At 47.4% G+C, this 26,099-nt stretch carries 25 protein-coding genes; 15 read left to right on the top strand and 10 right to left on the bottom strand.

Annotated features, from left to right (window positions below; genetic code table 11):
* Positions 1-36 precede the first annotated feature (36 nt).
* Entirely contained in the window at positions 37-2,289 is a 2,253-nt protein-coding gene (locus H5647_RS06900) for a primosomal protein N' (RefSeq protein ID WP_045857372.1), read from the top strand.
* A gap of 53 nt (positions 2,290-2,342) precedes the next feature.
* Here H5647_RS06900 and H5647_RS06895 read toward each other — a convergent pair whose 3' ends face one another.
* Positions 2,343-4,484, bottom strand: a complete 2,142-nt coding sequence (locus H5647_RS06895) for an autotransporter outer membrane beta-barrel domain-containing protein (RefSeq protein WP_162926312.1) — start codon at positions 4,482-4,484, stop codon at positions 2,343-2,345.
* Between the two features lie 381 nt (positions 4,485-4,865).
* Between H5647_RS06895 and H5647_RS06890 the strand changes: the two genes are divergently transcribed.
* The 7 genes from H5647_RS06890 (at position 4,866) to ubiB (ending at position 11,081) form a co-directional block, all read left to right on the top strand.
* The gene (locus H5647_RS06890) at positions 4,866-5,450 is read left to right on the top strand and encodes an SPOR domain-containing protein (protein WP_045857368.1); all 585 of its coding nucleotides are present in this window, start codon (positions 4,866-4,868) and stop codon (positions 5,448-5,450) included.
* An 80-nt stretch (positions 5,451-5,530) separates the two neighbouring features.
* Positions 5,531-6,070, top strand: coding sequence for an ATP-dependent protease subunit HslV (hslV, locus tag H5647_RS06885; RefSeq protein ID WP_045857366.1), 540 nt, complete (start codon positions 5,531-5,533; stop codon positions 6,068-6,070).
* Between the two features lie 39 nt (positions 6,071-6,109).
* Positions 6,110-7,426 carry an ATP-dependent protease ATPase subunit HslU gene (gene hslU, locus H5647_RS06880; protein ID WP_045857364.1) on the top strand — a complete coding sequence of 439 codons (1,317 nt, stop codon included), beginning with the start codon at positions 6,110-6,112 and terminating at the stop codon, positions 7,424-7,426.
* 125 nt (positions 7,427-7,551) lie between these two features.
* Complete coding sequence (locus H5647_RS06875; RefSeq protein WP_045861166.1) at positions 7,552-7,941, top strand: gamma-butyrobetaine hydroxylase-like domain-containing protein; 390 nt, start codon at positions 7,552-7,554, stop codon at positions 7,939-7,941.
* An 87-nt stretch (positions 7,942-8,028) separates the two neighbouring features.
* Positions 8,029-8,778, top strand: a complete 750-nt coding sequence (gene ubiE, locus H5647_RS06870) for a bifunctional demethylmenaquinone methyltransferase/2-methoxy-6-polyprenyl-1,4-benzoquinol methylase UbiE (protein ID WP_045857362.1) — start codon at positions 8,029-8,031, stop codon at positions 8,776-8,778.
* A gap of 7 nt (positions 8,779-8,785) precedes the next feature.
* Complete coding sequence (locus H5647_RS06865; protein ID WP_045857359.1) at positions 8,786-9,424, top strand: ubiquinone biosynthesis accessory factor UbiJ; 639 nt, start codon at positions 8,786-8,788, stop codon at positions 9,422-9,424.
* A 16-nt stretch (positions 9,425-9,440) separates the two neighbouring features.
* A complete protein-coding gene (ubiB, locus tag H5647_RS06860; protein ID WP_045857358.1) occupies positions 9,441-11,081 on the top strand; it encodes a ubiquinone biosynthesis regulatory protein kinase UbiB in 1,641 nt (546 codons plus the stop codon).
* Positions 11,082-11,357: 276 nt separating this feature from the next.
* Here the strand turns inward: ubiB and H5647_RS22320 are convergent, their stop codons facing one another.
* Positions 11,358-11,492 (bottom strand): hypothetical protein, encoded by a 135-nt coding sequence (locus H5647_RS22320; RefSeq protein ID WP_268871344.1) that lies wholly within the window; start codon positions 11,490-11,492, stop codon positions 11,358-11,360.
* A 171-nt stretch (positions 11,493-11,663) separates the two neighbouring features.
* Here H5647_RS22320 and H5647_RS06855 point away from each other — a divergent pair, with 171 nt between their 5' ends.
* Complete coding sequence (locus H5647_RS06855) at positions 11,664-11,984, top strand: hypothetical protein (RefSeq protein ID WP_045861165.1); 321 nt, start codon at positions 11,664-11,666, stop codon at positions 11,982-11,984.
* 69 nt (positions 11,985-12,053) lie between these two features.
* Here H5647_RS06855 and H5647_RS06850 read toward each other — a convergent pair whose 3' ends face one another.
* Together H5647_RS06850 and rsmI are read right to left on the bottom strand one after the other, a co-directional pair.
* Positions 12,054-12,755 (bottom strand): hypothetical protein, encoded by a 702-nt coding sequence (locus tag H5647_RS06850; RefSeq protein ID WP_052691913.1) that lies wholly within the window; start codon positions 12,753-12,755, stop codon positions 12,054-12,056.
* Between the two features lie 120 nt (positions 12,756-12,875).
* Complete coding sequence (gene rsmI / locus H5647_RS06845; RefSeq protein ID WP_045857356.1) at positions 12,876-13,736, bottom strand: 16S rRNA (cytidine(1402)-2'-O)-methyltransferase; 861 nt, start codon at positions 13,734-13,736, stop codon at positions 12,876-12,878.
* Positions 13,737-13,784: 48 nt separating this feature from the next.
* Between rsmI and H5647_RS06840 the strand changes: the two genes are divergently transcribed.
* The 4 genes from H5647_RS06840 to H5647_RS06825 are packed head-to-tail and all read left to right on the top strand — an operon-like array spanning position 13,785 to position 17,209.
* Complete coding sequence (locus H5647_RS06840; RefSeq protein ID WP_045857354.1) at positions 13,785-15,668, top strand: penicillin-binding protein activator; 1,884 nt, start codon at positions 13,785-13,787, stop codon at positions 15,666-15,668.
* Positions 15,658-16,029, top strand: coding sequence for a YraN family protein (locus H5647_RS06835; protein WP_045857352.1), 372 nt, complete (start codon positions 15,658-15,660; stop codon positions 16,027-16,029). Before H5647_RS06840 ends, H5647_RS06835 begins: the two co-directional genes overlap by 11 nt.
* A gap of 11 nt (positions 16,030-16,040) precedes the next feature.
* Positions 16,041-16,625: an SIS domain-containing protein gene (locus tag H5647_RS06830; RefSeq protein WP_045857351.1), complete on the top strand. Its 585-nt coding sequence runs from the start codon at positions 16,041-16,043 to the stop codon at positions 16,623-16,625.
* Positions 16,626-16,633: 8 nt separating this feature from the next.
* Positions 16,634-17,209, top strand: coding sequence for a BON domain-containing protein (locus tag H5647_RS06825; RefSeq protein ID WP_045857349.1), 576 nt, complete (start codon positions 16,634-16,636; stop codon positions 17,207-17,209).
* A gap of 29 nt (positions 17,210-17,238) precedes the next feature.
* On the opposite strand, the gene H5647_RS06820 is transcribed toward H5647_RS06825, so the two are convergent.
* Positions 17,239-18,417: a thiolase family protein gene (locus H5647_RS06820; protein WP_045857348.1), complete on the bottom strand. Its 1,179-nt coding sequence runs from the start codon at positions 18,415-18,417 to the stop codon at positions 17,239-17,241.
* A gap of 229 nt (positions 18,418-18,646) precedes the next feature.
* Here H5647_RS06820 and H5647_RS06815 point away from each other — a divergent pair, with 229 nt between their 5' ends.
* Both H5647_RS06815 and H5647_RS06810 read left to right on the top strand, forming a co-directional pair.
* A complete protein-coding gene (locus tag H5647_RS06815) occupies positions 18,647-19,243 on the top strand; it encodes a LemA family protein (RefSeq protein ID WP_045857347.1) in 597 nt (198 codons plus the stop codon).
* Positions 19,244-19,269: 26 nt separating this feature from the next.
* Positions 19,270-21,228: a M48 family metallopeptidase gene (locus tag H5647_RS06810; RefSeq protein ID WP_045857346.1), complete on the top strand. Its 1,959-nt coding sequence runs from the start codon at positions 19,270-19,272 to the stop codon at positions 21,226-21,228.
* An 8-nt stretch (positions 21,229-21,236) separates the two neighbouring features.
* Here the strand turns inward: H5647_RS06810 and H5647_RS06805 are convergent, their stop codons facing one another.
* From H5647_RS06805 to H5647_RS06785, 5 genes are all read right to left on the bottom strand, one after another.
* Positions 21,237-21,860, bottom strand: coding sequence for a hypothetical protein (locus H5647_RS06805; protein WP_236074807.1), 624 nt, complete (start codon positions 21,858-21,860; stop codon positions 21,237-21,239).
* A 152-nt stretch (positions 21,861-22,012) separates the two neighbouring features.
* Positions 22,013-22,630 carry a Yip1 family protein gene (locus tag H5647_RS06800; protein ID WP_045857345.1) on the bottom strand — a complete coding sequence of 206 codons (618 nt, stop codon included), beginning with the start codon at positions 22,628-22,630 and terminating at the stop codon, positions 22,013-22,015.
* Between the two features lie 193 nt (positions 22,631-22,823).
* Positions 22,824-23,225, bottom strand: a complete 402-nt coding sequence (locus tag H5647_RS06795; RefSeq protein WP_045857344.1) for a ClpXP protease specificity-enhancing factor — start codon at positions 23,223-23,225, stop codon at positions 22,824-22,826.
* A gap of 105 nt (positions 23,226-23,330) precedes the next feature.
* Positions 23,331-23,972, bottom strand: a complete 642-nt coding sequence (locus H5647_RS06790; RefSeq protein ID WP_045857342.1) for a glutathione S-transferase N-terminal domain-containing protein — start codon at positions 23,970-23,972, stop codon at positions 23,331-23,333.
* Positions 23,973-24,043: 71 nt separating this feature from the next.
* Positions 24,044-26,095, bottom strand: coding sequence for a ubiquinol-cytochrome c reductase (locus H5647_RS06785; protein WP_045857339.1), 2,052 nt, complete (start codon positions 26,093-26,095; stop codon positions 24,044-24,046).
* Between the last annotated feature and the right edge of the window lie 4 nt (positions 26,096-26,099).

Raw genomic sequence — 26,099 nt, 5'->3', positions numbered from 1 at the left:
CACCAGCAAGACACTCCTCTAGTGTAGAATTCCACAATGACACCTAACTCGGACTTCAATCCACCTCACCCGCCTAACGCTTGGTATTTGGCCGTCGCGCTGCCTGTCCCGTTACGACGACTATTCGACTATCTATCCCCCATACCGATAAAACCGGGCGAAGAATCCGACCTCATCGGCCGTCGCACAGAAGTAAGCTTTCGCTCACAAACACTCGTTGGCGTTATCGTTTCTTGCCACCAAACCCCGACGATTGACCCAAGCAGGATTAAGCCAGCGAACGCCATTCTAGACGCACAACCTATCATCCCTGCAGAGCTTCTAAAACTTTGCGGATGGGCCTCAAATTATTATCAGCACCCTTTTGGCGAAACACTTCACGCCGCTCTTCCCCAGCGATTGCGCCAGGGCAAAGCAGAACAAGCCGAGGCCACAGTTTGGGCATTAACCATCGAGGCAAAAGGCCTGCCGCACGACGCACTAAAGCGCGCAAAAAAACAACAACAAATATTTCAACACCTTCTACAGCACAACCAGCTTACACAGGATAAAGCCTCCGGCCTCGGTTTCAGTAATAGCGTGCTTGCTAGCATGCAAAAAAAAGGGTTGCTGGAAAAAAAATGTGCCACAGACGTGCCCCCCAAAATCACCAGTAGCACTGACACACTACTCAAAGAAGCGCCATTGTCACTAACCGATGAACAGCAAGCGGCCATCGATCACCTCCGTTACCACCAATTCAATACATACCTACTCGAAGGCGCCACTGGAAGCGGGAAAACCGAAATCTACCTTCAAGTCGTTGCGCGCGTCCTACAAGCCCAACAACAAGCTCTCATTCTCATTCCTGAAATTGGCCTATCACCCCAAACCGTCATGCGCTTTCGCCGCCGATTTAACTGCGAGATAGCAGAGCTCCACTCCAACATTAGTGAAGTTAAAAGAACACAAAGCTGGCTTGCCGCCCGAGACGGGCGGGCACGCATTGTGATCGGTACTCGCCTCGCATCCCTTACACCGATAAAGAATTTGGGGGTCATCATCATCGATGAAGAGCATGACCTCTCCTACAAACAACAAGACAATCTTCGTTACTCTGCACGTGACCTTTCTATTTTCCGCGCAAGCAACGTCAAGATTCCCATCATCTTGGGTTCCGCAACACCATCCTTAGAAACGCTGCACAACGCCCTTCAAGGCAGATACCAACACCTTCGCTTAACGAAGCGTGCAGGCAAAGCGCAACCCCCACGGATTCGAATTGTCGACCTGCGACAACAAACTCTGTCGGCAGGCCTTAGCAATCAAGCCGTCGAGGCTTTAGGCGCCACATTAAACAATGGACACCAAGCCATTGTTTTTATAAATCGTCGAGGGTATGCCCCAACACTGCTATGCCATCAATGCGGCTGGGTTGCCGAATGCCGTAACTGCGACGCACACATGACCCTCCATCGGTCCCCACTCCACCTGCACTGCCATCATTGCGACTCGCAGCAGCCTGTGCGACGTCGCTGCCCCAGCTGCAATAGCGATGACATCAATCCAAAAGGCCTAGGAACAGAACAAACAGAGCTGTGGCTAAACGAACGCTTCCCCAGCACACCTATTTTGCGCGTCGACAAAGATTCCACACAGCGTAAAAACGCGTTAAGTAACACGTTAAAGCAAGTCGCGGAAGGAGCCCCCTGCATCCTTATCGGTACTCAAATGCTCGCAAAAGGACACCACCTGCCCAATATCGCCTTGGTGATAATCGTTGATTGCGATCAAGGGCTATTAAGCTCGGATTTTCGCGGCCCCGAACGCATGGGTCAACTAATCGTACAAGTGGCTGGACGAGCAGGAAGAGAAAGCATACCAGGGCAAGTGCTTATTCAAAGCCATACCCCAGACCACCCTCTTTTACAGTTCTTATTAACGAAGGGATACCACCAATACGCACGCGAAATCCTCAAGGAAAGACAAGTAACCGGCCTACCCCCTTTCGGGTTCACCGCGCTGTTTAGAGCAGAGTCAAAACGGGCTAACAACGCCATTGAGTTTTTACAAATGGTCGCCAATACTTTTAACCAGCTAGCCCCAGCGTCAAAGCATCTGCGTTATTTAGGGCCGGTGCCCGCTCGAATGGAAAAGCTGAACGAAAGGTATCGCTATCAATTTCAGCTAACCGCCAGCTCAAGAAAGGGACTACAAGAAATATTAAAGAAGGGGCTAGAACACATAGACCAGCACGCTCTCGCAAAAAGAACACGCTGGTCGATAGATGTAGATGCTTTAGAAAGTTAACACACTAAAATCTCGCCCCTCACACAGTCTCCAAGGGGCGAAGAATAAAAATATTACATACGCAATCGATAAACAAACTCACCCAGTTTTTCAGTGGCCGCACCGCCTTCATGAACACCAACCTGCAAGAAAGAACCGGTACTAAAGTCACCGTCATCTTCAGCATAAATAACCACTGAGAAGGTCGTAGGGCCTGTAGCCGAATTCGAAACCTCCACTTCAGTATCTCCCGCGATGGCACCATCATTAAACACCACGCCAGACGGGTAGACCCTATCGATAATAAAATTTGTTCCAGAAGGCATTGGATGCCCGCCAAAAATATCGGCCAATGTATTGTTATCGGCAATAGTGAAAGTAATCAGAACGGATAAGTCTGGCGACAATTCCAAATCAATAAGAGCCCCTTCAAACAAATCCCGAGCACCAACACCATCGGAATAATCGATGGTCGCCTCGATCATTCTTGGCGTGTCCGTTGGCATTCGAATAACAGCCACTTTAGATATCGAGACGGAATCATTACCCGAGCAATCAGCAGACGCATCAACAGCATCTAGGCACGGGCCATCCCATTCTCCATTCGCAACATCTCGGATACCGTTACGATTCGAATCGACAAAAAACTCGCCAATATCATAACCGCCCAATTCATCCTCGTTGATAAACGGTTCACCTAAATCGATTCCACGCACATCGCCGGCATCATAAACAGTATTACCGTTCGTATCGGTATAATCTTCTGCGCCGTCGATATACGCAATTATCGATGCACGGAAATCATCAGGTCGACTTCCCGCGCTGCGCCACACGACGGAACACTCTCCGCTAATCAATATACAACTCTGATCCACGTTACCGCTCTCAGGAGAAGCAAAATAAACCTGAGCACCATCGGGCACATCGTTTCCGAAATAGTCGCTGGCAATAATACTTAAATCAACTTCTATCCCGTCAGTATCAAATGCATCGCGAGGCGTAAAGGTAGAGAGCGAAAGCGAGAACTTACTGTCGACTGGCACGCCACTCGACACAACAATACCGTCCGAATTAGTTGAATTTCCTGTTGCATCATGTGTTGCTACCACTTGGAAGGTGGTACTAACTGTGCCGCTTTGAACTGTTGTAGAGACTATGCCGTCAAAGTCACTGATATCGCTTTCTCGATTTGGCGCAATTGAAATCCCACCAATTGAAGAACTCAAGCGAAAGGAAACAGCCTCTCCCACAACTGGCGCACCCAAACCGCCCAACAACCGGAAAAACACCTCTGTAGTCTCAGCACCACCAGCCCCAGGTAAAGACAGAAGTGGCTCAACAACCTCAACAAACTCTATACCCAGAACGTTATCAGACTCGATCGACAAACTTACTGACGCCGATAAATCGATACCGTCTACTGTTGCCGTGGCCGTAACAATATCCGTACCCGTACAACCGTTTGTGCGGTATTGCGCGCTGGCAACACCGCCACTAGTACTCACCTCTTCAGGTGCAAATTCAGACAAGCCAGACGACACACAACCAGACGAAAATACCACTGGCGTTACAGCGGTATAAGGCACACCGTCTATATCAACCAAGCTAACGGTTATGCTCGTATCACCACCCGCAGGCAACGAGGTAGAACCTGCCAACAACACATCTTCCTGAAATGCCGCGCCAGTACCAGACCCCATTCTTACAACAGTGCCTTCATCTCCGCCACCGGAGTTACCGGTCGCCTGAGTAATATTCAAATCAACAACCGCCGAAATCACGTTACTGCCCGTATTGACCGTCGCTACAACAGTATCGATACCACTGCAGCCGTCGGAGGTGTAACTGACCGACACCCGCCCCGCTACCGTGGCCGCCGAATCTCGACTCAATGTTGATAACCCGGTTGCCACACAAGTAGAAGTAAAGTTAACGGTGTATTCATCAACGACTGCGATATTGCCATTACCCACAATCACCACACCAACAACCCAAGACGCGCTGCTTGAGTTAGCCGTTATCAGCTCACCGCTGGCAACACCCTCGGAAAAAGAGGAACCACCACCAGTGCCAATTTTAAGAAACGAACTGTCGGTATCATCAACTCCAGGCGTTAAACCAGGCGTGTTACCAGGAGCACCACCACAACCGACTAGAAAAAGCCCGAGGAGCGACAGCAGTATGAACGGTTTGAGGTTAAGCTTGATCGGGGTCATAACAATATCCATTTCTTCAAATCGAGGAATTCGAGTACTGGCTAAATAAAGTGATTTATCGATAAGCCAACTAGATCATGTGCGAACAATCACGACTGAACGGCTACCCATAAATAGGCTAGGCTACTTTGCACTTTAGCAAATCAGGGCCAGCAAAGCCCAGAGCCCTTACATTTTGCTACAATTTATCTCGATAATATATTAAGTTATAGACGTAAACCAATAAATTTATTATGAAAATTTATTTTAGAGCACCTTGTTGTGATAGGCTTCAGGCTTATACCCCTAAAGGGCGAAAGAGAGCGCAGAAGGGAGCCTCGCGACAACAGAACCCACCACTCCACCCCCTATTTAAGACATAAAAAGTTACACACACCAAATATGGCGCAAAACCACGCACGTAAAAATCAGCCTCACGCTCGCAGAAAAACCCTTGAGCCTCGCGTTCCCGCTTGGGTATGGCTATTCACAGGCTGTATTCTTGGCGCGTTCATCATGTTCTTAATGCGCCTATCCGAAATGGATCCTATCCAAAAAATTGGGCGCAAGCCGTCGCCATCATCATCAGAATCACCCAAAACGGACATCAAAACACCCGCCACCCCGCGCTTCGTTTTCTACGACATCCTCAAAGAAAATGACGTCACTATTCCAGACTTCATGAAAGAAAGCCCCCTCGAAATCGCACCTGAAACGCCCTCAGTCGCGAGTGAAGAAGAGTATATTTTACAGGTAGCTTCGTTTAAGAACCCAAAAGACGCAGAACAGCTTCAAGTGCAACTCATTTTGCTAAACCTAGAAGCGCATATCGAAAAAGCGCGTATACGCAATGGCGAGACATGGCATCGAGTGCTAGTTGGCCCATTCGAATCACGATCTCAACGTGAAAAAGCACGCAGCACATTAGTATCAAATCAATATGAAGCTCTAGTACTCAAGCGTACGCCCAACCACTCTTCTCCGTAAACCTTTAATTGCGCTTGAATTACTGCACGCAGCCCCCACATCTGCTGCTTACTCTATCACTACGTACTTAAGGAATTTCCGTGGAACAGTATCGCGGTACAACCATACTATCTGTACGTCGCGGCAACCAAGTGGTTATCGGCGGCGACGGCCAAGTATCACTTGGCAGCACCATCATGAAAGGCAATGCGAGAAAAGTTCGGCGACTCTATAACGATCAAGTGATCGCGGGCTTTGCCGGCGGTACGGCCGATGCTTTTACATTATTCGAACGATTTGAAGCCAAACTCGACGCCCATGGAGGCCAGCTCGTACGGGCCGCCGTTGAGCTCGCGAAAGATTGGCGCACCGACCGTGCACTGCGACGCTTAGAAGCACTGCTTTCGGTTGCAGACAAAGATGCCTCACTCATTATCACGGGTAACGGTGATGTTATACAGCCTGAAGACGACCTCATTGCCATCGGCTCCGGAGGCTCATTTGCGCAATCTGCTGCGCGAGCACTGCTGGAAAACACTGAGTTATCAGCCGCCGAGATCGTTGAAAAAGGGCTCACCATCGCGGGTGACATATGTGTATACACCAACCATAACTTCACTATTGAACAACTGGAATACTAGCCGGCACCTTATGCTGCGGTATTCGCAAGAGGGTTTTCCATGTCACAAATGACTCCCCGAGAAATTGTCCACGAATTGGACAAACACATTGTTGGCCAGCAAGCCGCAAAAAAAGCCGTTGCTATTGCCCTTCGAAATCGGTGGCGCCGAATGCAACTTGATGAAAACTTGCGTAATGAGATCACCCCTAAAAATATCCTCATGATCGGCCCCACCGGTGTAGGTAAAACTGAAATCGCACGGCGCCTAGCAAAATTGGCTAATGCACCTTTCGTTAAGGTAGAAGCGACTAAATTCACAGAAGTTGGATATGTCGGTCGTGATGTCGAATCTATCGTTCGAGACCTTGTAGACCGCTCAATAAAGCTCTATAGAGAACAAGAAATAGCGAAGTGCCAACATCGCGCAATGGAAGCCGCAGAAGAACGTATTCTTGACGCACTGCTACCCCCCGCCAGAACCGACAGTGAGCAAACTCATGAATCGAGCACGCGTCAGGTTTTTCGTAAAAAGTTACGTGAAGGCGAGCTTGATGAGAAAGAGATCGAAATAGACGTAGCTGCGCCCAAGGTCGGAGTGGAGATTATGTCCCCACCCGGCATGGAAGACATGACTAATCAGCTTCAAAGTATGTTTTCTAATCTTAATACAGGCAAAACAAAGAAAGCGAAGGTAACCGTTAAAAAAGCCTTCAAACAATTAACCGACGAAGAAGCCGCCAAGCTGGTTAATGAAGACGAATTAAAATCTCAAGCCATTGAGGCCGCCGAACAAAACGGCATCGTCTTTCTAGACGAAATAGACAAGGTCACAAAACGCGAAGGCGCATCAGGCGCAGACGTTTCACGTGAGGGCGTTCAGCGCGATTTACTGCCATTAATAGAAGGTTGCACCGTAAGCACCAAACACGGCATGATCAAAACCGATCATATATTGTTTATCGCCTCGGGCGCGTTCCACCTATCGAAGCCGTCCGATTTAATCCCCGAGCTTCAGGGCCGCCTCCCTATTCGCGTTGAGCTCGAAGCTCTTACCCCTGACGATTTTGAACGCATTCTTACCGAGCCAGACGCATCACTTACAGAGCAACACCAATCACTGCTCGCAACAGAAGGCGTTAACATTACATTCACCGATGACGGCATTCGTCGCATCGCAGAAACCGCCTACAACGTCAATGAAAGCACAGAAAACATCGGTGCGCGTCGCCTGCATACCGTGCTCGAAAAGCTACTCGAAACCATCTCATTCGAAACAGACAAGGCGGACGCCAACATTGAAATCAACACCGCCTATGTGGACAAACAGCTTGGCGAGCTTTCTCAAAACGAAGATTTAAGTCGGTTTATACTCTAATTTTACTCTAACGCCTAACAGCCCATGCTTTAGGGCTCTTACTGCAAGAGCCCTAAAGTTTGAGCGTTATCTAGAGCGGCTTGAACAGCGCCTTCATGCTCTTTACCTCTATGCAGACAATACCCATGAACCTCACCCCTAGCGCCATTAAGCTCCACAGAAAATCCTGTATTCTTGAAATTTCCTTTGGTGATACTCATTATCCACTCGCCGCTGAATACCTGCGGGTGTATTCACCGTCCGCAGAAGTAAAGGGCCATGGTCCTGGCGAAGAAGTGTTACAGCTGAATAAACAAACTGTTGCTATAACCGGTATCGAGCCACTAGGAAATTATGCCATCAAACTTATCTTCAGTGACGGACATGACTCAGGAATATACTCTTGGGAATACCTACAAGAACTCGGCGCAAACAATGCAGACAAATGGCAAAATTATCTCGATCGCGTAGCAACACATGAAGCTCAGGAAGACGCAGCCAAGACTTCCACCGTGAAATGGGTTGGCCCCTTATAAGCCCTTATAGTCGTATAAACGGCAGAATCTCCATGTAAAAGCCACTTTTAAGGTACAATAAGCCTGTCCAGCATTTGAGGCTTAATCATGTCTAAAGATCACACTACACACTTCGGGTATCAAACGGTCAAAACCGAAGAGAAAGCCGAAAAAGTGGCGGATGTATTCCACTCTGTCGCCGCCAAATACGATTTAATGAACGACTTGATGTCTGGCGGTATACATCGCATCTGGAAAAAATTTACGATCGAACTTTCGGGTGTACGCACCGGCAATAGCGTACTAGATATTGCCGGCGGCACTGGCGACCTTACCGCCAAGTTTGCTCGGCTTGTAGGCCCCAAAGGTAACGTAGTACTAGCCGACATTAACGACTCCATGCTAAAGGTCGGTCGCGACAAACTTACCGACAAAGGTATCGCGGGCAATGTTCATTACGCTCAAGCTGACGCCCAATACTTACCTTTTCCTGATAACAGTTTCGACTGCATTACCATTGCCTTTGGCCTACGAAACGTTACCGATAAAGACCTCGCACTTAAATCAATGTATAGAGTCCTGAAGCCCGGCGGGCGACTACTCGTACTGGAGTTTTCCAAGCCTCAGAATAGCCTGCTTGAAAAGATTTACGACACGTACTCTTTCCGCATACTGCCTGCCATGGGTAAACTCATTACGAATGATTCAGAAAGCTATCGTTATTTGGCTGAAAGCATTCGCATGCACCCAGACCAAGAAACGTTAAAAACAATGCTCACGGATGCAGGCTTCAGCGACACTAAATATTACAACATGACGGGCGGTGTCGTTGCTCTGCACAAAGGCATAAAAGCATAGCGCCTTCATGGACACACGAGACCCCACATACGCAACGGCCTTAGCCCTTAGCATTGAAACCGCACTCAATGCTTCACTTCAGTATGACCCTGGTAGCCGCGCCAGCCTCCCTAAACTGCACGACAAAGTGCTAGCGATAGAAAGTGAACAAGGTAATCTCTACCTTCATGCTGTAGATGAGCACATTTACGTGCTCGCCCATTATTCCGGCGAAGCTACCGCAACCCTCAAGGGCGAATGGTTAACGCTACTAATGCTTATCTTTAACCCCAGCCATTCGCTAGCAGGCAGCGGTGTCAATGTTAGCGGGCAGGTAAGCTTGTTGGCAGACTACCAGCACTTTATGAAAAACCTCGACATCGACTGGGAAGATGCACTCTCACAAAAAGTAGGTGACCTACCCGCTCATTATGCCGCTAAAGCATTCAAGGGTTTATTTAACACACTAAAACCAAGAGCCTTACGCACCCCACAATTTATCAGTGAATTCCTAACAGAAGAATTGCGAGCAGTACCTACCGTTACAGAATTGGAGCGTTTCAATCAGACCGTTAACACTTTACGGCAACAATCCGAGCGACTAGACGCTAGAGTAAATAAACTGCTAGCTTCAATTTCCTCGCAACAACACACACAACAGCATTAAGGCCCTAAACGTTACCGTGGCTAAATTTTTTCGCTTACTTAAAATACTTCATACTATTGGTCGCTATCGACTCGACGAGATGGCGCACAGCCACCACAGCCCTCGCACATTCAAACTGTTATTACTCTTATTTAAACTCTACCCAAAGTCACCCGACAATCGCGGCGCACGCATTCGTCGCGCCTTCGAAGAACTTGGCCCCATTTTTGTTAAATTTGGGCAACTACTCTCGACCCGCCCGGACCTTATCCCTGACGATATTGTAGCTGAACTCGACCACCTTCAAGATAACGTCGCTCCCTTTAGCAGTGAATTATTCGTCGAAATAGTTGAGCGTGAACTACAAGGCCCCGTTGACACCCTCTTTAAACATTTCGACCGCCAGCCTCTCGCTTCAGCATCCGTTGCTCAAGTACATACAGCCGTTTTACACAGTGGCGAAGATGTTGTCATAAAAGTAATAAGGCCTGGGCTAGAACCCATAATCGAAAAAGATACACAACTATTGCGCGTTATCGCTCGCCTCATCGAAAGGTTCACTACTGAAGGTAAACGCCTACGACCAGTAGCAATCATTGATGACTACCGCGAAACAATATTGGATGAATTGGACCTGGCTCGCGAAGGTGCAAATGCTTCGCAGCTCAGACGTAACTTTGAAAACTCAAACATGCTGTACATTCCAGAAGTTTACTGGCAATACAGCACGCGAAACGTTTTAGTGCTAGAGCGCCTTTACGGGCTGCCCGTAACCGACACGGCACAGCTAGAATCACACGGTATCGATTTAAAATTATTAGCGGAGCGCGGAGTAGAAGTTTTTTTCACCCAAGTGTTTGAACACAATTTTTTTCACGCCGACATGCATCCTGGCAACGTTTTCGTTTCGAAGAAAACCCCTCGCGACCCTTGCTATATGGCGGTAGACATGGCCATTGTCGGTACGCTCACAAGAGAAGACCAATATTATCTTGCTCGCAATCTACTTGCGATGTTTCGTCGTGACTATCGACAAGTGGCCGAACTACATGTGCTGAGCGGCTGGGTGCCGCGCTCAACCTCTATTGCGGGCTTTGAGGCCGCCATTCGTTCAGTATGCGAACCTATTTTTGAAAAGCCCTTAATCGAAATTTCATTTGGAGAAGCCTTAATTTCCCTCTTCAAAACAGCTCAGCGTTACCAAATGCCCGTGCAACCACAACTCGTCTTACTCCAAAAAACGCTTTTAAATATCGAAGGCTTAGGCCGACAGCTCTACCCAAAACTGGATTTATGGGATACAGCGCACCCCTACCTTGAACGCTGGGTACGCGAGCGTTTTCACCCAAAAACACTTTTCGAAGACCTGAAATACCATGCTCCAGAATGGATGGAAAAATTCCCACAAGTGCCCCACTTAATTTTCGATACACTCTCGGAAGTTAAAACGTTAGCAAAGGCTGCCCCGGAATTAAAAGCTGCAAGCAAGGCGTTACGCCAGTCACAATCCAACGCCATGAACCGTTCACGCAACAACACAGTAAAGATCGGCGCTGCCGCTTGCATGTTCGCGGGAGGGTATATACTTCTTCAGGCAATACCAGAGCTAACTCAAGCCCCACGAGAATCGCTTCTATTGCTAGCAGCAGGCACTCTAATACTTTTCTTTAAACGTTAAAATTTGGCCCGCTCTGACAGTAACACCTCGCCCCAAACAAATACTCACGCTCGCCAGAGCCTAAAAACCATTGTTTAAAAACCCCACACAAGAAAACCACGAAAACCTGCCTTGCATCACAAACAACACTCTCATTTTTAAGGCTGTTTTCACCAAAGTAATCACCCCCTAATACTTAGCGCAGATCCAACTCCAGCCCCTCTTCGCTCAAGCCCACAACCTTTATGAGCTGTCAGCCCCAACAACAACTATTCCCCGCTTTACAAAAATATATAATCACACAAATGTTTTTTTAATAGTGTTTAAACCCGCACTAAAAAAATCGCGCAACCCCTCTCCCGCAGGACAACATTCATCCATCTCACCTGTTTCATCTATTTGGCACTGCAATAAAACGACTGGGTCATGCATTTAACGCATGACGTCAAAATCATTTTCTTCTTGTCGCTATCAATATTACTATCGTGCCAACAAAATTTGGAGCTTTACATTACCTCGTTAGTTTTTAATTACACACTAATTGAGGTATTGGGCAGGACGCCGCAAACACATAAATATAGAAAAACTAATTTTGGAGAGATCATGAAAACTAAACTATTAGGACTAATATTATCGGTAGGCTTTGCAACTACAGCACACGCTGGCGCTAAAATATTTGAATGGAACGACCCCGTTCAAGGCAACTACCCACCTGAATGCAGCGCAGTACAAACTTACGGCACTGGCGGTGGCGGCTATTTATATACCGAATATTCCGTAAGCTGTCCCGGACACCCCAGCATTGCTATTGGTAAGTATGAAAGTTTTAACGGCTATGGCTCTAGCTGTACAATTACATCTAAAAACAGCAATTACACCACGTCATTTAATAACTGTAATAATTGGCGCGTTTACGTTAAGTAATTTAATTACTTAACGTAAAAACCCCCTACAATCAAATTATAGGGGGTTTTTACGTTCGTACAATTACCACTATTTAAACAACCCCGCACCCTCCGTATCCGAAAGATAAAACACCAGCTCGCCCGACACGCTATCAAAAAAATGCGATACCGATAACGGCATACCAGCCCCCTCACTCTCTAACATAGAACGGCTATACAGTGTAGATAGCTCTTCTGCCTGACGCTCACTTTCAACAGCTAAAACAACCTTACAGTTTGTCGTTTTACAGTTCACTGATAGTGGCGCAATGTTTTGCAATTCGTTTTGGTTATCAAACATCGAAAACAATTCGTCTTCGCGATTAGCGGCCCAATCATAATCTACGGCCTCTTCTTCAAACCGATTATTAACAACTTGCAATGGATTCAAATTATCCTTTCGGGCCGTATCTGTAAAAGCGGAGAAACGTTCAATTTGGTCATGCGCACGCTCCATTTGCGCATAGCGCTCGTCACTCATATTTGCCTCGTTGTCATTATCGAGTAACGCGCTATCCGCTTGTACATCGCCAGCGTTATTCCCCACTAGAGCAGTCTCTTCCTCAACAGAAAATGCAAGTGAATGACTCAGACACGGCTCCGCAGCTGACAGATCGTAACCCTCTGGCGCTGTAACGCGAGCCACTTCTAACGCAATAGGTTTAACACTAAGCCTGCCTAACTGATAGGCCGACACTAAACCAACGCCCACTAACACCAGAACAACGCCTGATTTAAACTTTATAGCCATTCACAATATTCCTTAACTGGACAGCTAACGTTAAACCGTTTTCGTTCATTAAGCATAACTGACAACTGTATCATTCAGCAGCGGCCTGTTGGCGTTAGCCGTCACAAACTTAAGGTCTTTTTACTTTTCCGTTGCGCCTTTATTATCCACCGCCCATTTATACAATTTGTTTTTCTTTTCTCCACTTAATTTTGCGGCAATGGCCGCAGCTTGCTTAAGCGGCAACTCGTCTAACAACACCCGCAACATTGTTTCTACGTCAGGCTCCAACCTTTCCGGATCTGCAAGAGGTTCACTGTAGCCATGTACCATTACCACCATTTCGCCGCGCAATTGATTGGCATCTTCAGACAAAACTTGCTGCAACTGGGCAAAATCACCGGACAGGAACGTTTCGTACGTTTTGGTAATTTCACGAGCCAACACTGCTTGTCGATCTTGCCCAAATATCGCGGCCATATCGGCAAGCGAATCTTGAATGCGGTGGGGAGATTCATAAAAAATTAATGTGCGCGGATCTGTGACAACTAATTCTAAGCGCGCACGGCGGCCAGCATTCTTTGCTGGCAGGAAACCTTCGAACGAAAAACGGTCTGAGGGTAGGCCTGCTGCACTCAAGGCAGTAACAACCGCGCAAGCGCCGGGTATAGGCACCACACGAATTTTTTGCTCTCGCGCCAGTACTACCAAGCGAAAACCAGGGTCCGAGATAAGCGGCGTGCCTGCATCAGAAATTAACGCAATTGACCGGCCCTCCTGTAGCTTATCCAGCAGCCGCTGGGTCTGTGTGTCATTGCTATGATCATGATAAGGCGTAAGTGGGGTGTCTATTCCGTAATATTGAAGTAATTTCGCGCTGTGACGCGTGTCTTCTGCGGCTATAATGTCAGCCGTTTTAAGCGTTTCTATAGCTCTTAAGGTAATATCACCAAGGTTGCCGATTGGGGTTGCGACTATGTATAGCGCGTTTGAGTTCGTCATTTGTTATATTTCGGCCTTTAGGTTTACTTATTTTGTGCGGGGGAGTCTGTGATTCAATTTGTTCAGCCACTAAAAGGCTATAACGCTAACATTCGTAGGTTGGGATTAGCCTTGGCACTACTACTGTTAAGTGCCTGTACACCACCGATTAAAGAAGACCCTCCTGATGAACGTCAAGTCATTAGTACAGAATCTATTAATGAACTGCTGGCCGAAGCCGCAAGCGTCACGGGGAAACAGCGTACATCGCTCGTACTTGAAGCGGCAGAAGGGATGTACCAATTAGGCGAACTCGACTGGGCTCGTATCACGCTCAGCAACCTATACCCTAATGCACTCGACGATACACATTATTTCACATACTCCATGCTAGCGGCACAGGTAGCAGTAGCGCAAGGCGAACATTTCATCGCAAAGCGAATACTATGGGACGCCCGATTCGTCGACCTATTTCCATCTAAACCTGTCGCTGTTCTGCACGCGCAGGAACTACGGGCACAATTGCTCTGCGACCTAGCAGAGTTTCGTGACTGCATCTCGGAGCGACTCATTATAGATGCACGCTACTCAATGCAGCCTGCGCTGAACAACGAGCCCCGCGACTTGAATCTAGACAAAATTTGGATCGCTTTAATGGAGTTACCACTGAAAGATTTGCAAATGGAATCGCAAATGCATTCAGATCCCACCGCTCAAGGCTGGTACCGACTAGCCACGCTGAGCAAAGATAACCAAACCAACATGCGTTTGCAGCTAGAAAGTGTAGAAGACTGGGTGCTGCGTTGGCCAGAACACCCCGCTAGCTTGCGCTTACCCGCCGATTTACAGTTACTCAAACAACTGGTGGATGAACAGGCCTCCCACATTGCGGTATTGTTACCGCTAAGCGGTAAATTGGAAAAAGCGTCATCCGCTATCCGTGACGGGATTATGGCCGCCTTCTACCGATTAGCAGAAACAGGAGACATACTTCCCAACTTACACTTTTACGACACGGCCGCGGGCGACATCAGCATGATCTACGATCAAGCTGTACTTGATGGCGCAGAGCTGGTGATAGGCCCACTGGACAAGGCCAATATCGACACTCTTGCACTTCGGCTCGATATGCCTGTGCCAACATTGGCCCTTAACTACGGCGAACACGCACTAGGGAATACAGGGCAATTATTTCAATTTGGCTTAGCCGTGGAGGACGAAGCCGCGCAAGTAGCAGAAAGAGCATGGCGAGACGGCCATCGCCGCGCCATGATACTCGGCCCAAAGAGCGGTTGGGGCGACCGAGCCGCTGCAACATTTTCAGAGACCTGGCAATCACTGGGTGGCGCTATTGTCGGTGATTATCGTTTTAAATCGCAAAGTGAATACTCCAACCTTATTCGCGACGCAATGGATGTTACCGATAGCCAACAACGCGCAAGGCGCATGCGCCAAATACTGAACCGAGCCCTGGAATTTGAACCGAGACAACGTAAAGACGTTGATTTAATCTTTATGGTTGCCCGCCCTACTCAGGCCCGCCAACTCAAACCTACACTGGCCTACCATTACGCTGGCGATATACCCGTTTATTCCACCAGCCATATCTATAACGGTGAGATCGATAGTAATGCCGACCGCGATATGAATGGTATTAGGTTCGCAACCCTGCCTTGGTTTTTTAATCAGCACACCCCCGAAAAACAGGCTATTGATGAATTTGCCAATAGCGCGAGTGCCTATCAACGGCTTTATGCCTTAGGTGTTGATGCTTTTCAACTCTCGCCTCGATTGCGCCAACTGGAGCTAGTCCGTAATGCTCACTATTACGGAAATACCGGCAAACTGGGGCTAGATGAACAAAAGCGTATCGTACGCGAACAAGCATGGGCTCAATTTATACGGGGCCGTGCCTATATAATGCCCACCGTAACGGCCCGTGATGCTATTTAAACGCTCCTCAAAAAAAAGAGCCCCGGCGACAATTACCGGCGATGCCGCAGAAGATGCGGCTCTCGCTTACTTAAAAGCCGAGGGGCTTACCTTAGTTTGTCGTAATTACCACTGTAAAATGGGGGAAATCGACCTCATTATGCAGCAAGGGAACACCTTAGTGATCATCGAAGTACGCTTTCGAAAATCAAACCAGTTTGGTAGCGCCATTGAAACGGTAACCAGAGGCAAACAACAAAAAATAATTAAGGCAACACAACATTACCTATTGGAACACAGACTTTCTGATACTATGCCTATACGCTTCGATGTCATTGGACTCGACGACAAAAACACCCAATGGATACAAGCAGCCTTTTAGGCTCACTCAGTATGAATCAACGAATTTACGCCTTATTTCAGAGTAGTGTCGAATCCAAAATGCAGGTTGGCGAGCAACTCGCCCCCTCGATAGAAGCTGCGAGCAACAAGATTGTAAACGCACTGCTAAACGACAAGAAAATACTCATTTGCGGAAACGGCGCATCCTCTGCGCTTGCACAAATTTTTACGTCATCTCTTATCGATAGGTACGAAAAAGAACGGCCTAGTTTACCCGCTATCTGGTTAGGCAGCTCCGTATCCACTTATACCGCCATCGCAGCAGACTATAACTATAGCGACATATACGCAAAGCCCATCCGCGCACTCGGGCATGAAGGCGACATTCTCATCACGTTAAGTACCAGTGGTAACGCTGCCAATTTAGTCGCCGCAGTTAGCGCTGCGCGTGACAGAGGGATGGAGGTCGTGGCTATCACAGGCCGTGATGGCGGCGATCAATCGTCACTACTAGATACCAATGATATTGAGATTTGTGCCGCCATCAACTCCAGAACCCGCATTCATGAAATTCACCTGCTCACCATATTTTGCTTGTGCGACCTTATCGACAACACATTATTCGGGATAGAATAACCATACCTATGGCCAAATTTTCAGCATTCATTTTAAGTGCCTTTCTCCTCTCTCTTTTAAGCGGTTGCGTTTCTCTTGTTGACGCGACCACATCTGGCCCTATAAAAACGGATCCCGGTCGCCGCTCATTCGGCAATAAAATAGACGACTCTAATCTACGTACGATTGTGGCCGTGAATTTAAAAAAAGCGAGTGAAGAACTGGATCAAGCGCACATTAACATTTACTGTTTTAATCAAACTGTACTAATGACAGGACAGGTTGAAACTAAGCAAGCGTATACTCTGGCAGGCGAAACGGCTCGCAATGTCTCCCGTGTGCGACAGGTTTATAACGAGCTACAAATCCAACCCAAAACGAGTTTTATTTCACGAACAAACGACGGGTATTTGGAGATAAAAATTGCAACGAAATTGCTCGCCCACAACGATATAGACTCTTCTCGTGTTGAACTTGTTGTTGAAGATGCCATCGTTTATCTAATGGGCATTATGACGCAAGTACAAGCAGACAAAATAACCGACGTTGTCGCCAATACCAGTGGCGTTAAAAAAGTTGTACGAGCCATTGAATATATTGAATAGCGTTTTTCGGTATTCCTCGTTGCGAGGTATTAAGGTATTTCAACAGCCATAGCAATACCTTCGCCGCCGCCAATACACAAAGTTGCAATGCCTCGTTTTTTACACTGCGCCTCAAGCGCAGCAATGAGCGTAACCAACACCCTCGCACCTGAGGCGCCAAGTGGGTGCCCCAACGCACAAGCGCCACCATTCACATTCACTTTATGAAGAGGCAAAGCCAGCTCTTGTATTGCGGCTAAAGTTACAACGGCAAAAGCTTCGTTGACCTCAAACAAATCGACACTCTCTATTGACCAGTTCGTGCGCTCCAATAACGCCTTAACAGCTCCGACAGGTGCCGTTGTAAACCATTCGGGTTCATGAGCATATTCAGCAAAGCCAGCAATACGCGCAATAGGCTTAATATTTTGTGCTTTTGCACTGCCGGCCCGCATTAACACCAGCGCAGCAGCGCCATCTGAAATAGAACTCGCATTTGCAGCGGTTACAGTACCTTCCTTCTTGAACGCTGGCCGCAAACCTGGAATTTTATCTGGTCTAGCATTCGCGGGCTGTTCGTCGGTATCTATCACCGTTTCGCCTTTGCGGCTTTTTAAAACAACCGGTGTAATCTCTCGCTTAAACCGGCCCTCCTCAATCGCCTGTAGAGAACGTGTTAACGATTGGATGGCAAAGTTATCTTGTACCTCGCGCGAAAAGCCATACTTATCCGCAGTAGCTTCCGCATAATGACCCATAAGTTCGCCGGTAGAAGCATCTTGCAGGCCGTCTAAAAACATATGATCGTAGATTTCACCGTGACCCAGCCGAAAGCCAGTGCGTGCTTTATCCAGTAAATACGGTGCTCGTGTCATATTTTCCATTCCGCCGGCCACCACGACAGAAGCAGCCTCCACTGCGAGTGCGTTATGAGCCAGTATGACGGCCTTCATGCCGGAGCCACACACTTTGTTCAGCGTTGTTGTGGGCACAGACGTCGATATACCCGAAGCGAGAGATGCTTGGCGTGCAGGCGCCTGACCTTGGCCTGCGGGCAACACACACCCCATAATGACTTCGTCCACATCGGCGGGGTCTAATCCAGCATCGAGCAGTGCGCCCTCTATGGCTTTGCCTCCCAAAATTGTGGCTGGAGTATCGGAAAAAACACCCTGCATACCGCCCATAGCCGTTCTTGCCAGCCCCACTACAACAATATCATCTCTCATATAACCGACTCCTTATAATAAAGCGTCAACCAATTCCCATCCTACTGAAAGATTAGAATACACGCATCTTTCTACAGCGTATGCTTTAGCCCATTAATGTTAATAATATTGGCGCAGTTCTTAACGTATTGGTGTCACCCCCTAACACGGGCAACATCAATAAACGCCACTTGGCATTCTCAGAACAGCTCGTTAGACTATTCAAACATCAATCGCAGGAGCGCTACCTATGTCCGTCTCAACAATCGTTACTCTCGTCATACTCGTCGGATTGGTTTTCTACATCATTTCCATTTACAACCAATTGGTAAGCCTTAAAAATCGATTCGAAAATGCGTTTGCGCAAATCGAGACTCAATTAAAGCGACGCTACGATCTCATTCCAAACCTCGTAGAGATTGCAAAGGGTTACTTATCTCATGAGAGAGAAACCTTAGAAGCGGTCATAAGCGCGCGAAACACCGCACTCTCCGGCTTAAAAGCCGCATCACAGAACCCTGGCGACCCTTCCGCAATGCAGGGGTTGGGCAACGCAGAAGGTATGCTTGCCGGTGCCCTCGGGCGTTTAAATATGGTGATGGAAGCCTATCCAGACCTTAAAGCTAGCGCCAATATGGCACAACTCACTGAAGAACTTTCCTCTACAGAGAATCGCGTCGCGTTTGCCCGCCAAGCCTTCAACGATTCGGTTACCGAATACAATATTTTCCGGCAGAGCTTTCCGCCCGTGTTTTTTGCCAACTTCTTCGGGCACAACAAGGATGCAGAGCTACTAGAATTTGAAGACAGCGCGCAAATTCAACAGGCCCCTAAAATCTCGTTTTAATGTTACCGGACTGAATTATTGAACCTATGAATTTCTTCCAGCATCAAGATAGCGCCAGACAAAAAACAACCCTGCTAGTACTACTATTGGTGCTCGCAGTATTGACCTTAGTGGCTATCACCATCACGGTGATCGGCGTATTCATTTATTATCTTGGTCTACATACAACAAGTATAGAAATTGTCGCTGCGCAGCAAATGTCGATGACCGAGCATTTATTGACGTTTCTTCAAACCAAAAATGCTTTGATTATCGCGATTAGCGTCTCATCCGTGGTCGCAATGGGAACGTTATTTAAGTATTCCCAACTTAGCGGCGGCGGAAAGAAAGTCGCTGAATCACTAGGAGGACAACTACTGCATTACGATGGAAGCGAAGGCCAAAGCCGAATACTGTTAAATGTAGTCGAGGAAATGGCCATTGCTTCCGGCAACCCAACTCCACCCGTTTACGTGTTAGAAGAAAGCAGCATCAATGCTTTTGCAGCAGGTTTATCTAGGCGAGATGCCGTTATTGGTATTACAAGAGGCTGTATAGATCTACTGAATAGGCAAGAATTACAAGGTGTGATCGCCCACGAGTTTAGTCATATACATAATGGCGATATGCGGCTGAATACGCGACTCGTAGCACTTTTACACGGCATACTCGTTATTGGCTTGATAGGTGCCTTCATATTACAAGGCACCGGTGGTTATCATTACGGGCGTCGACGCCGCTATAACTCTAGCTATCATGGCCCGCGCTCAAAAAACGCGTCAGCACAAATAAGCCTAGGTTTCGCCCTTGTCGCGATTGGGTATGGCGGAACCTTTTTTGGCAATATGATTAAAGCTGCGGTAAGTCGGCAACGAGAATTTTTGGCCGATGCGTCTGCCGTTCAATATACGCGAAACCCAGAAGGTATTGGCAATGCACTTAAAAAAATAGGCGGTTACGACACCGGCTCGCTATTAGACAATGCTAACGCTGCTCAATTTAGTCATATGTATTTTGGCCAAGGTATTAAGACGGCCTTTAGTGCGCTAATGGCAACCCACCCTCCACTGCATACACGAATTAAACGTGTGATACCGAGCTGGAACGGGGGCTATATTCACCCACAACCCATAGAACATACCGCACAAACAGATCAACAAACGTCTAGCTTCGCACAACCGTCAGCAACGCATCAGGCGTCCATGTCGGCTTTTACGATGGGTGTGGTCGACAGTATCGGCGAGCCCGACAGCAACCACCTGCGATACGCACAAACCTTAATCCACTCTATTCCTCAGAACCTGCGTGATGCCGCCCATCAGCCGTTTAGTGCTCGCGCACTCATTTATTGCCTTTTGTTAGACAAAAAAAAGGATGTTCGAAACGAGCAGGTTCGACACTTAAAAGACCAGGCGCATCCTGCGACTTTCAAAGTAATGAAAAAACTCGCTCATTACGTTTTTCAGTTAGAAAGAAAACAGCACGTAGCACTAATTGAGATGGCTATTCCAGCACTTAAACTTCTCTCACAACCACAGTACACCGTATTCAAAAATAACTTGGTTGCACTTATCAAGTCTGATTCACATGTTAGTCTTTTTGAATGGTGCGTATTTCGAATTATCCGCAACAATACAGAAGCCTACACACCCGAGCCGCGCTACAGTTTGCAACAGCTAACCAACGAAGTCAGCTTGATCTTTAGCCTAGTTGTGCATGCAGGCAAAAGCGTATCGCCCGGTGGGGCGTTTCAAAAAGGTATAGAACACCTCGGTTTAAAAAACGCAAAGTTCACACTAAATTCGGGTAACTATTCATTCAAAGAGATAGACACCGCAATAGAAAAACTCGCGGCACTTAAACTTTTACAAAAGCCTCGCTTATTAAAAGCATTAGCGGAAGTAATCGCCGCAGATGGCGTTGTTACACCAGTAGAAGGCGAACTATATCGTGCAATCGCCGACTCGCTAGACTGCCCGGTACCACCGTTACTCAACGAAAGTTAGGTTCTAAACTAGTTAACTTTGGACTTAAGGACAGAGCCTGGAGAATAAACCGAAGCCAAAGAATCATTCACTCTGGGCACAGGGGAAACATTCGTTGCACTTTCCAGGCGGGCACAATCCACCTCGGCCCTCCTCCGTGACTCAATAAAGGTTTGCTGGATCATTAACGCATCACTGCTTGCCCTATGGCGCAGCACACCTAGATTTTGCTGCACGCTTTTTTTGGTGTCGTCCCAACACCCTAACTGCTGTTCGGTCGCGATAGCTTCAATAGGGCTTAGCTTGAATGTAGGCGCCATTGCAGCAGCATGATATAGCCGAATCAACCAAGAATGGTCATGTGTCCAACCGTCACTATAGAGCGCAGTTTTACCGGCTAATTCGTTTAATTCTGCGCACACCTCTTGCACGGGCCTACCGCACTCCACAAGTTTAGATCTAGAGATTTTATGCAACTGTTCGGCCTCACTATTCCAATGAGTCCAGGTTTTATGTGGCCGGATAAGCGCGCAATAACGCTGCCCCGAAGAGAGCACAACACCAACTTCGATAGGAAAGCTAGAGCTACCAAACCCCGAGGCTTCAAAATCTAGAATGGCAGGAAAAGTGATACGGCTACTATTGCTGGGCATAACATTACGTCCTAACATGCTCCACCCTCGCTAATGACACATAACGTGAAACTTTTCGGGTGAAGACATTAGTATAGGTGGCCCGAAGTACGAAACGCGTGCAGTACGCGCTTTACGTAAAGGTAAAATATAAAAAAAGGCGCCGCTAAGCTTTAATCGATATAGATTGGGCCAATGCCCATACCCCAGATTAAAACGGTCCCTATCATTGCTGAAACCATAAGCACTAAGCCTACAGTGATCACCGATGATGAGTACATGAATGCTCTATTTTTATCGATACTCATGACGATTGGCATGCCTTCAAATATGAGGTATACCGCATAACTTCCTGCAACGATCATTGCTACGGCATTAAGCCAAATAGACGGATTCAGCAAGAATATACCGGCCAAAAATAAGGGGGTAGTAATACACACTGCTAAAGCGGTGCCCGCATGATGCCGCCGTTCTTTAGAGTCAGACACACCATAGGTACGTGACATCCAATTAATAAATTCACCAAGAATAAAGACGCCCGCGAGTAACGCAACATAGGTTAACGCGCTCAAAGAAACGGCCGAATCAATACTTAACTTAATAGGATCTCCACTGCCAACGCTCCAACCAACTTGAGTAACGCCATAGAAAGACGCCAAAGACGGGATAAGGGCCAAAAAGGGAACGTGACTCAAAAAAACCTGCTTGAATGAACTATTATCGTCTCGAACTGACACCCATTCTGCCGACGGATTCGTCATAATACCGTATGCATGCTGTAACAAAGCCATGAGACCTCCTTTAGATACTTATATTTTTTGTAGGGTTGCTCCCTAATTGTATGGGATCAAGAGCACTAGGAAAGCGCTATTAGCAGGAGAGGCTAGAATTAATAGCTATATAAAAACTAAAAATTAAGGGCGGAGGGTATAAAAGGCGTGTCCCGCCTCTTATACCTCTACAAAGAAATGAAGGTGGAAGCTTCTACTTTACAACCCGCAAACTGGGTCGACGCGCAGGTTCGGAAGGCGACCCTTCATCTGGTGAACTAGGGTCTGGCTCAGTAGGCAGTTCAGATTCGAACATCATGCCCTGACCGTTTTCGCGCGCATAAATACCTAATACGGCATGGCATGGCACATAAATATCGGTAGGAATTCCGCCAAAGCGAGCATTGAAGACCACAGCTTTGTTGCCAATCTCTAAACTGGCAACCGCACGAGGGGCTATATTCAGAACAATCTGCCCTTCTTTATTCACATATTTCTGTGGAACTTCCACCTCACCCGCCAAAGCATTCACTACAACGTGGGGCGTAAAGTCGTTATCCACAATCCATTCGTAAAGAGCACGAAGAAGATAAGGTCTACTTGAAGTCATCGCCATTGGCGTCACTCGAGATACATCGTTAATAGATAAAAGAAAAAAACAAAACCGACGCCACCACACCCACTATTCAATCGTGGAGCCTGACAGCCTCGGGCAATGTCATTAACCAAACTGTGGTCGCATTTCGCGTTCAAGCTCAGTAAGGCTTTCTTGGAAAGACTCTCTGCGGAACATACGGTCCATATACTCTAGCAAAGGTAACACCTGGCGAGTATTCGGCAATTCAACACCATAGGCTTCTAAACGCCACAAAATAGGCGCCAAACAGCAATCGACCAGCGTAAACTCATCACTCATAAAGAATGGCTTTTCACCGAAAATAGGCGCTATGGCCACTAAGCTGTCTTTTAACTCTTTTGCGGCGGCCGCGATGGCTTCTTTGCTATTTGAATTAGCGAGAGTTGCAACCAACGGCGCCCAATCGTTTTCGATTCTATAGATAAACTGTCGGCTTTCTGCTCGCGCAACAGGGTAAACAGGAAGCAGCGGCGGATGAGGAAAACGCTCATCAAGGTACTCCATCATAACGCCTGTTTCATACAGCGTTAACTCACGATCAACCAGCGTCGGCAACGAATTGTAAGGGTTGATTTCACTGAGTTCAGCGGGAATATCAGCAGGGTCTACTTCAACCACATCAACCGTTACCCCCTTTTCCGCCAATACGATACGTACGCGATGACTGTAATGATCTCGGCCATCGGAAAAGTAGGTCATGGATGAGCGCTTAGTTACAACTCCCATTTTAAATCCCCAAAATAGATAAATACAAAAGGAATGGTCGATGCTGGAAACAGCTTCGACCAAATTTACTGCTAGTGTACGTCTTTCCAATATTCGCGGTTTAGGAGCCAAGTAAATATCAGCAACACACCTAAGAACAAGAAAACGTAAATACCAATACGAACACGCTTATCGGCCACAGGCTCCGACATATACGTCATAAAGTTAACCAAATCGTAAACGGTTTGATCGTACTCTTCTGGAGTCAAACTACCGGTTACGCTGCCCACTTTCAAAGCGCCACACGACGCCATGATAGCCTCACCAAGATCGTTACGCACAACATCGCCATGACTATCCAGCTTTTCACCCGCGGCACACTCAGGAAGCCCCTGCAGCTCGAGCAGCACATGTGGCATGCCAACGCTTTCAAACACTTTATTGTTTACGCCCGTAGGACGGCTGTCATCTTGATAAAAATTACGCAAGAAAGTGTGAAGCCAATCCGAAGACCGCGCACGCGTAGCCAACGTAAGATCGGGAGGCGTTGCCCCTAACCACTCTTTAGCCTTATCAGCAGGCATGGAAATAGTCATAAGCTCGCCGAGCTTTTGATCAGTGAAAACCATATTTTCTAGCATGAGATCCAATGGAATATTGAGGTCTTCGGCAACTCGTTCGTAACGCGAATAAGATGCCGAGTGGCAACCCATACAGTAATTGATGAAGGTCGCCGCACCGCGCTGAAGAGATTCTTTATCGCCAAGATCGGCTTCAAAGTGGTCACAAGGAACCGCGCCACAAGCGCCGCCGGAAGCTGCAACCGCTTTAATAGGCACAAACACCAACACCAAGAACAACACCAGCCCACCAAGTACCAACGGCAGAGGCAAGCCTTTCATCTGCAGGCGCTCGGGCTCTGGCAACGTTTTTTCCATTCGCGTCCAGAAAGGCATGCCAATAAAATAAGCGAAGTAGACCACGGTGCAGAACTGTGCGAGAGCTGTGCGAGCAGGAGATGGCGCGTTAAGCCCTAAATACCCTAGCACCACAAATGCTGCGGCAAAAACAATTAATGCTATACGGCTAAAATTACCTTTGTAACGCATCGATTTAACGGGGCTACGATCCAACCAAGGAAGGAAGAACAACACCACAATCGCTAACGCCATGGCAATAAATCCCAATAGCTTAGACGTAAACACACCGCCCAGATCGAACGTAACCGCGCGTAAAATAGCGTAGAAAGGCGTGAAGTACCAAACCGGTGCAATATGCTCAGGGGTCTTCAAACCGTTCGCCTGCTCAAAGTTAGCATGCTCGAGGAAATAGCCGTTCAACTCTGGAGCAAAGAAAATTATGCCGCAGAAAGCAAATAAGAAGACCGTAATACCGACTAAATCATGCACGGTGTAATAAGGATGGAAAGGAACCCCATCTAAAGGGATACCGTTTTCATCTTTATTCTTTTTAATCTCAACACCGTCGGGGTTGTTAGAGCCCACTTCGTGCAATGCAAGTAAATGCAGCACCACTAAAGCCAACAAAACGATGGGCACAGCAACCACGTGCAGCGCAAAAAATCGGTTAAGGGTAGCACCAGAAATGAGGTAATCACCACGAATCCATTGCACTAGATCTTCACCAACATAGGGTATAGCACCAAACAGATTCACAATTACCTGCGCACCCCAATAAGACATCTGCCCCCAAGGCAAAACATAACCCAAGAAAGCCTCAGCCATTAGTGCGACATAGATAACCATACCGAAAATCCATACGAGTTCACGCGGATTTTTATAAGAGCCATACATAAGGCCGCGAAACATGTGCAGATACACCACCAAGAAGAACGCGGATGCGCCGGTGGAGTGCATATAGCGTATTAACCAGCCGTAAGGCACATCTCGCATGATGTACTCAACAGAAGCAAAAGCACCTTCGGCGCTCGGCGTATAGCTCATAGTGAGCCAAACCCCGGTTAGTAACTGGTTAACCAATACCAGCAAAGAAAGAACACCAAAGAAATACCAAAAATTGAAATTCTTAGGCGCGTAATATTTAGCCATGTGTGTATCCCATGCACGCTGCACGGGTAGACGGGCGTCAATCCAATTCCATAATCCAGTTAGCCAATTCATCATAGCC

This window comes from Teredinibacter purpureus (assembly GCF_014217335.1).
Classification (GTDB): Bacteria; Pseudomonadota; Gammaproteobacteria; order Pseudomonadales; family Cellvibrionaceae; genus Teredinibacter; species Teredinibacter purpureus.
The sequence above is the reverse complement of the archived record's forward strand: the minus strand, read 5'-3'. Positions and strand labels throughout refer to the sequence as shown.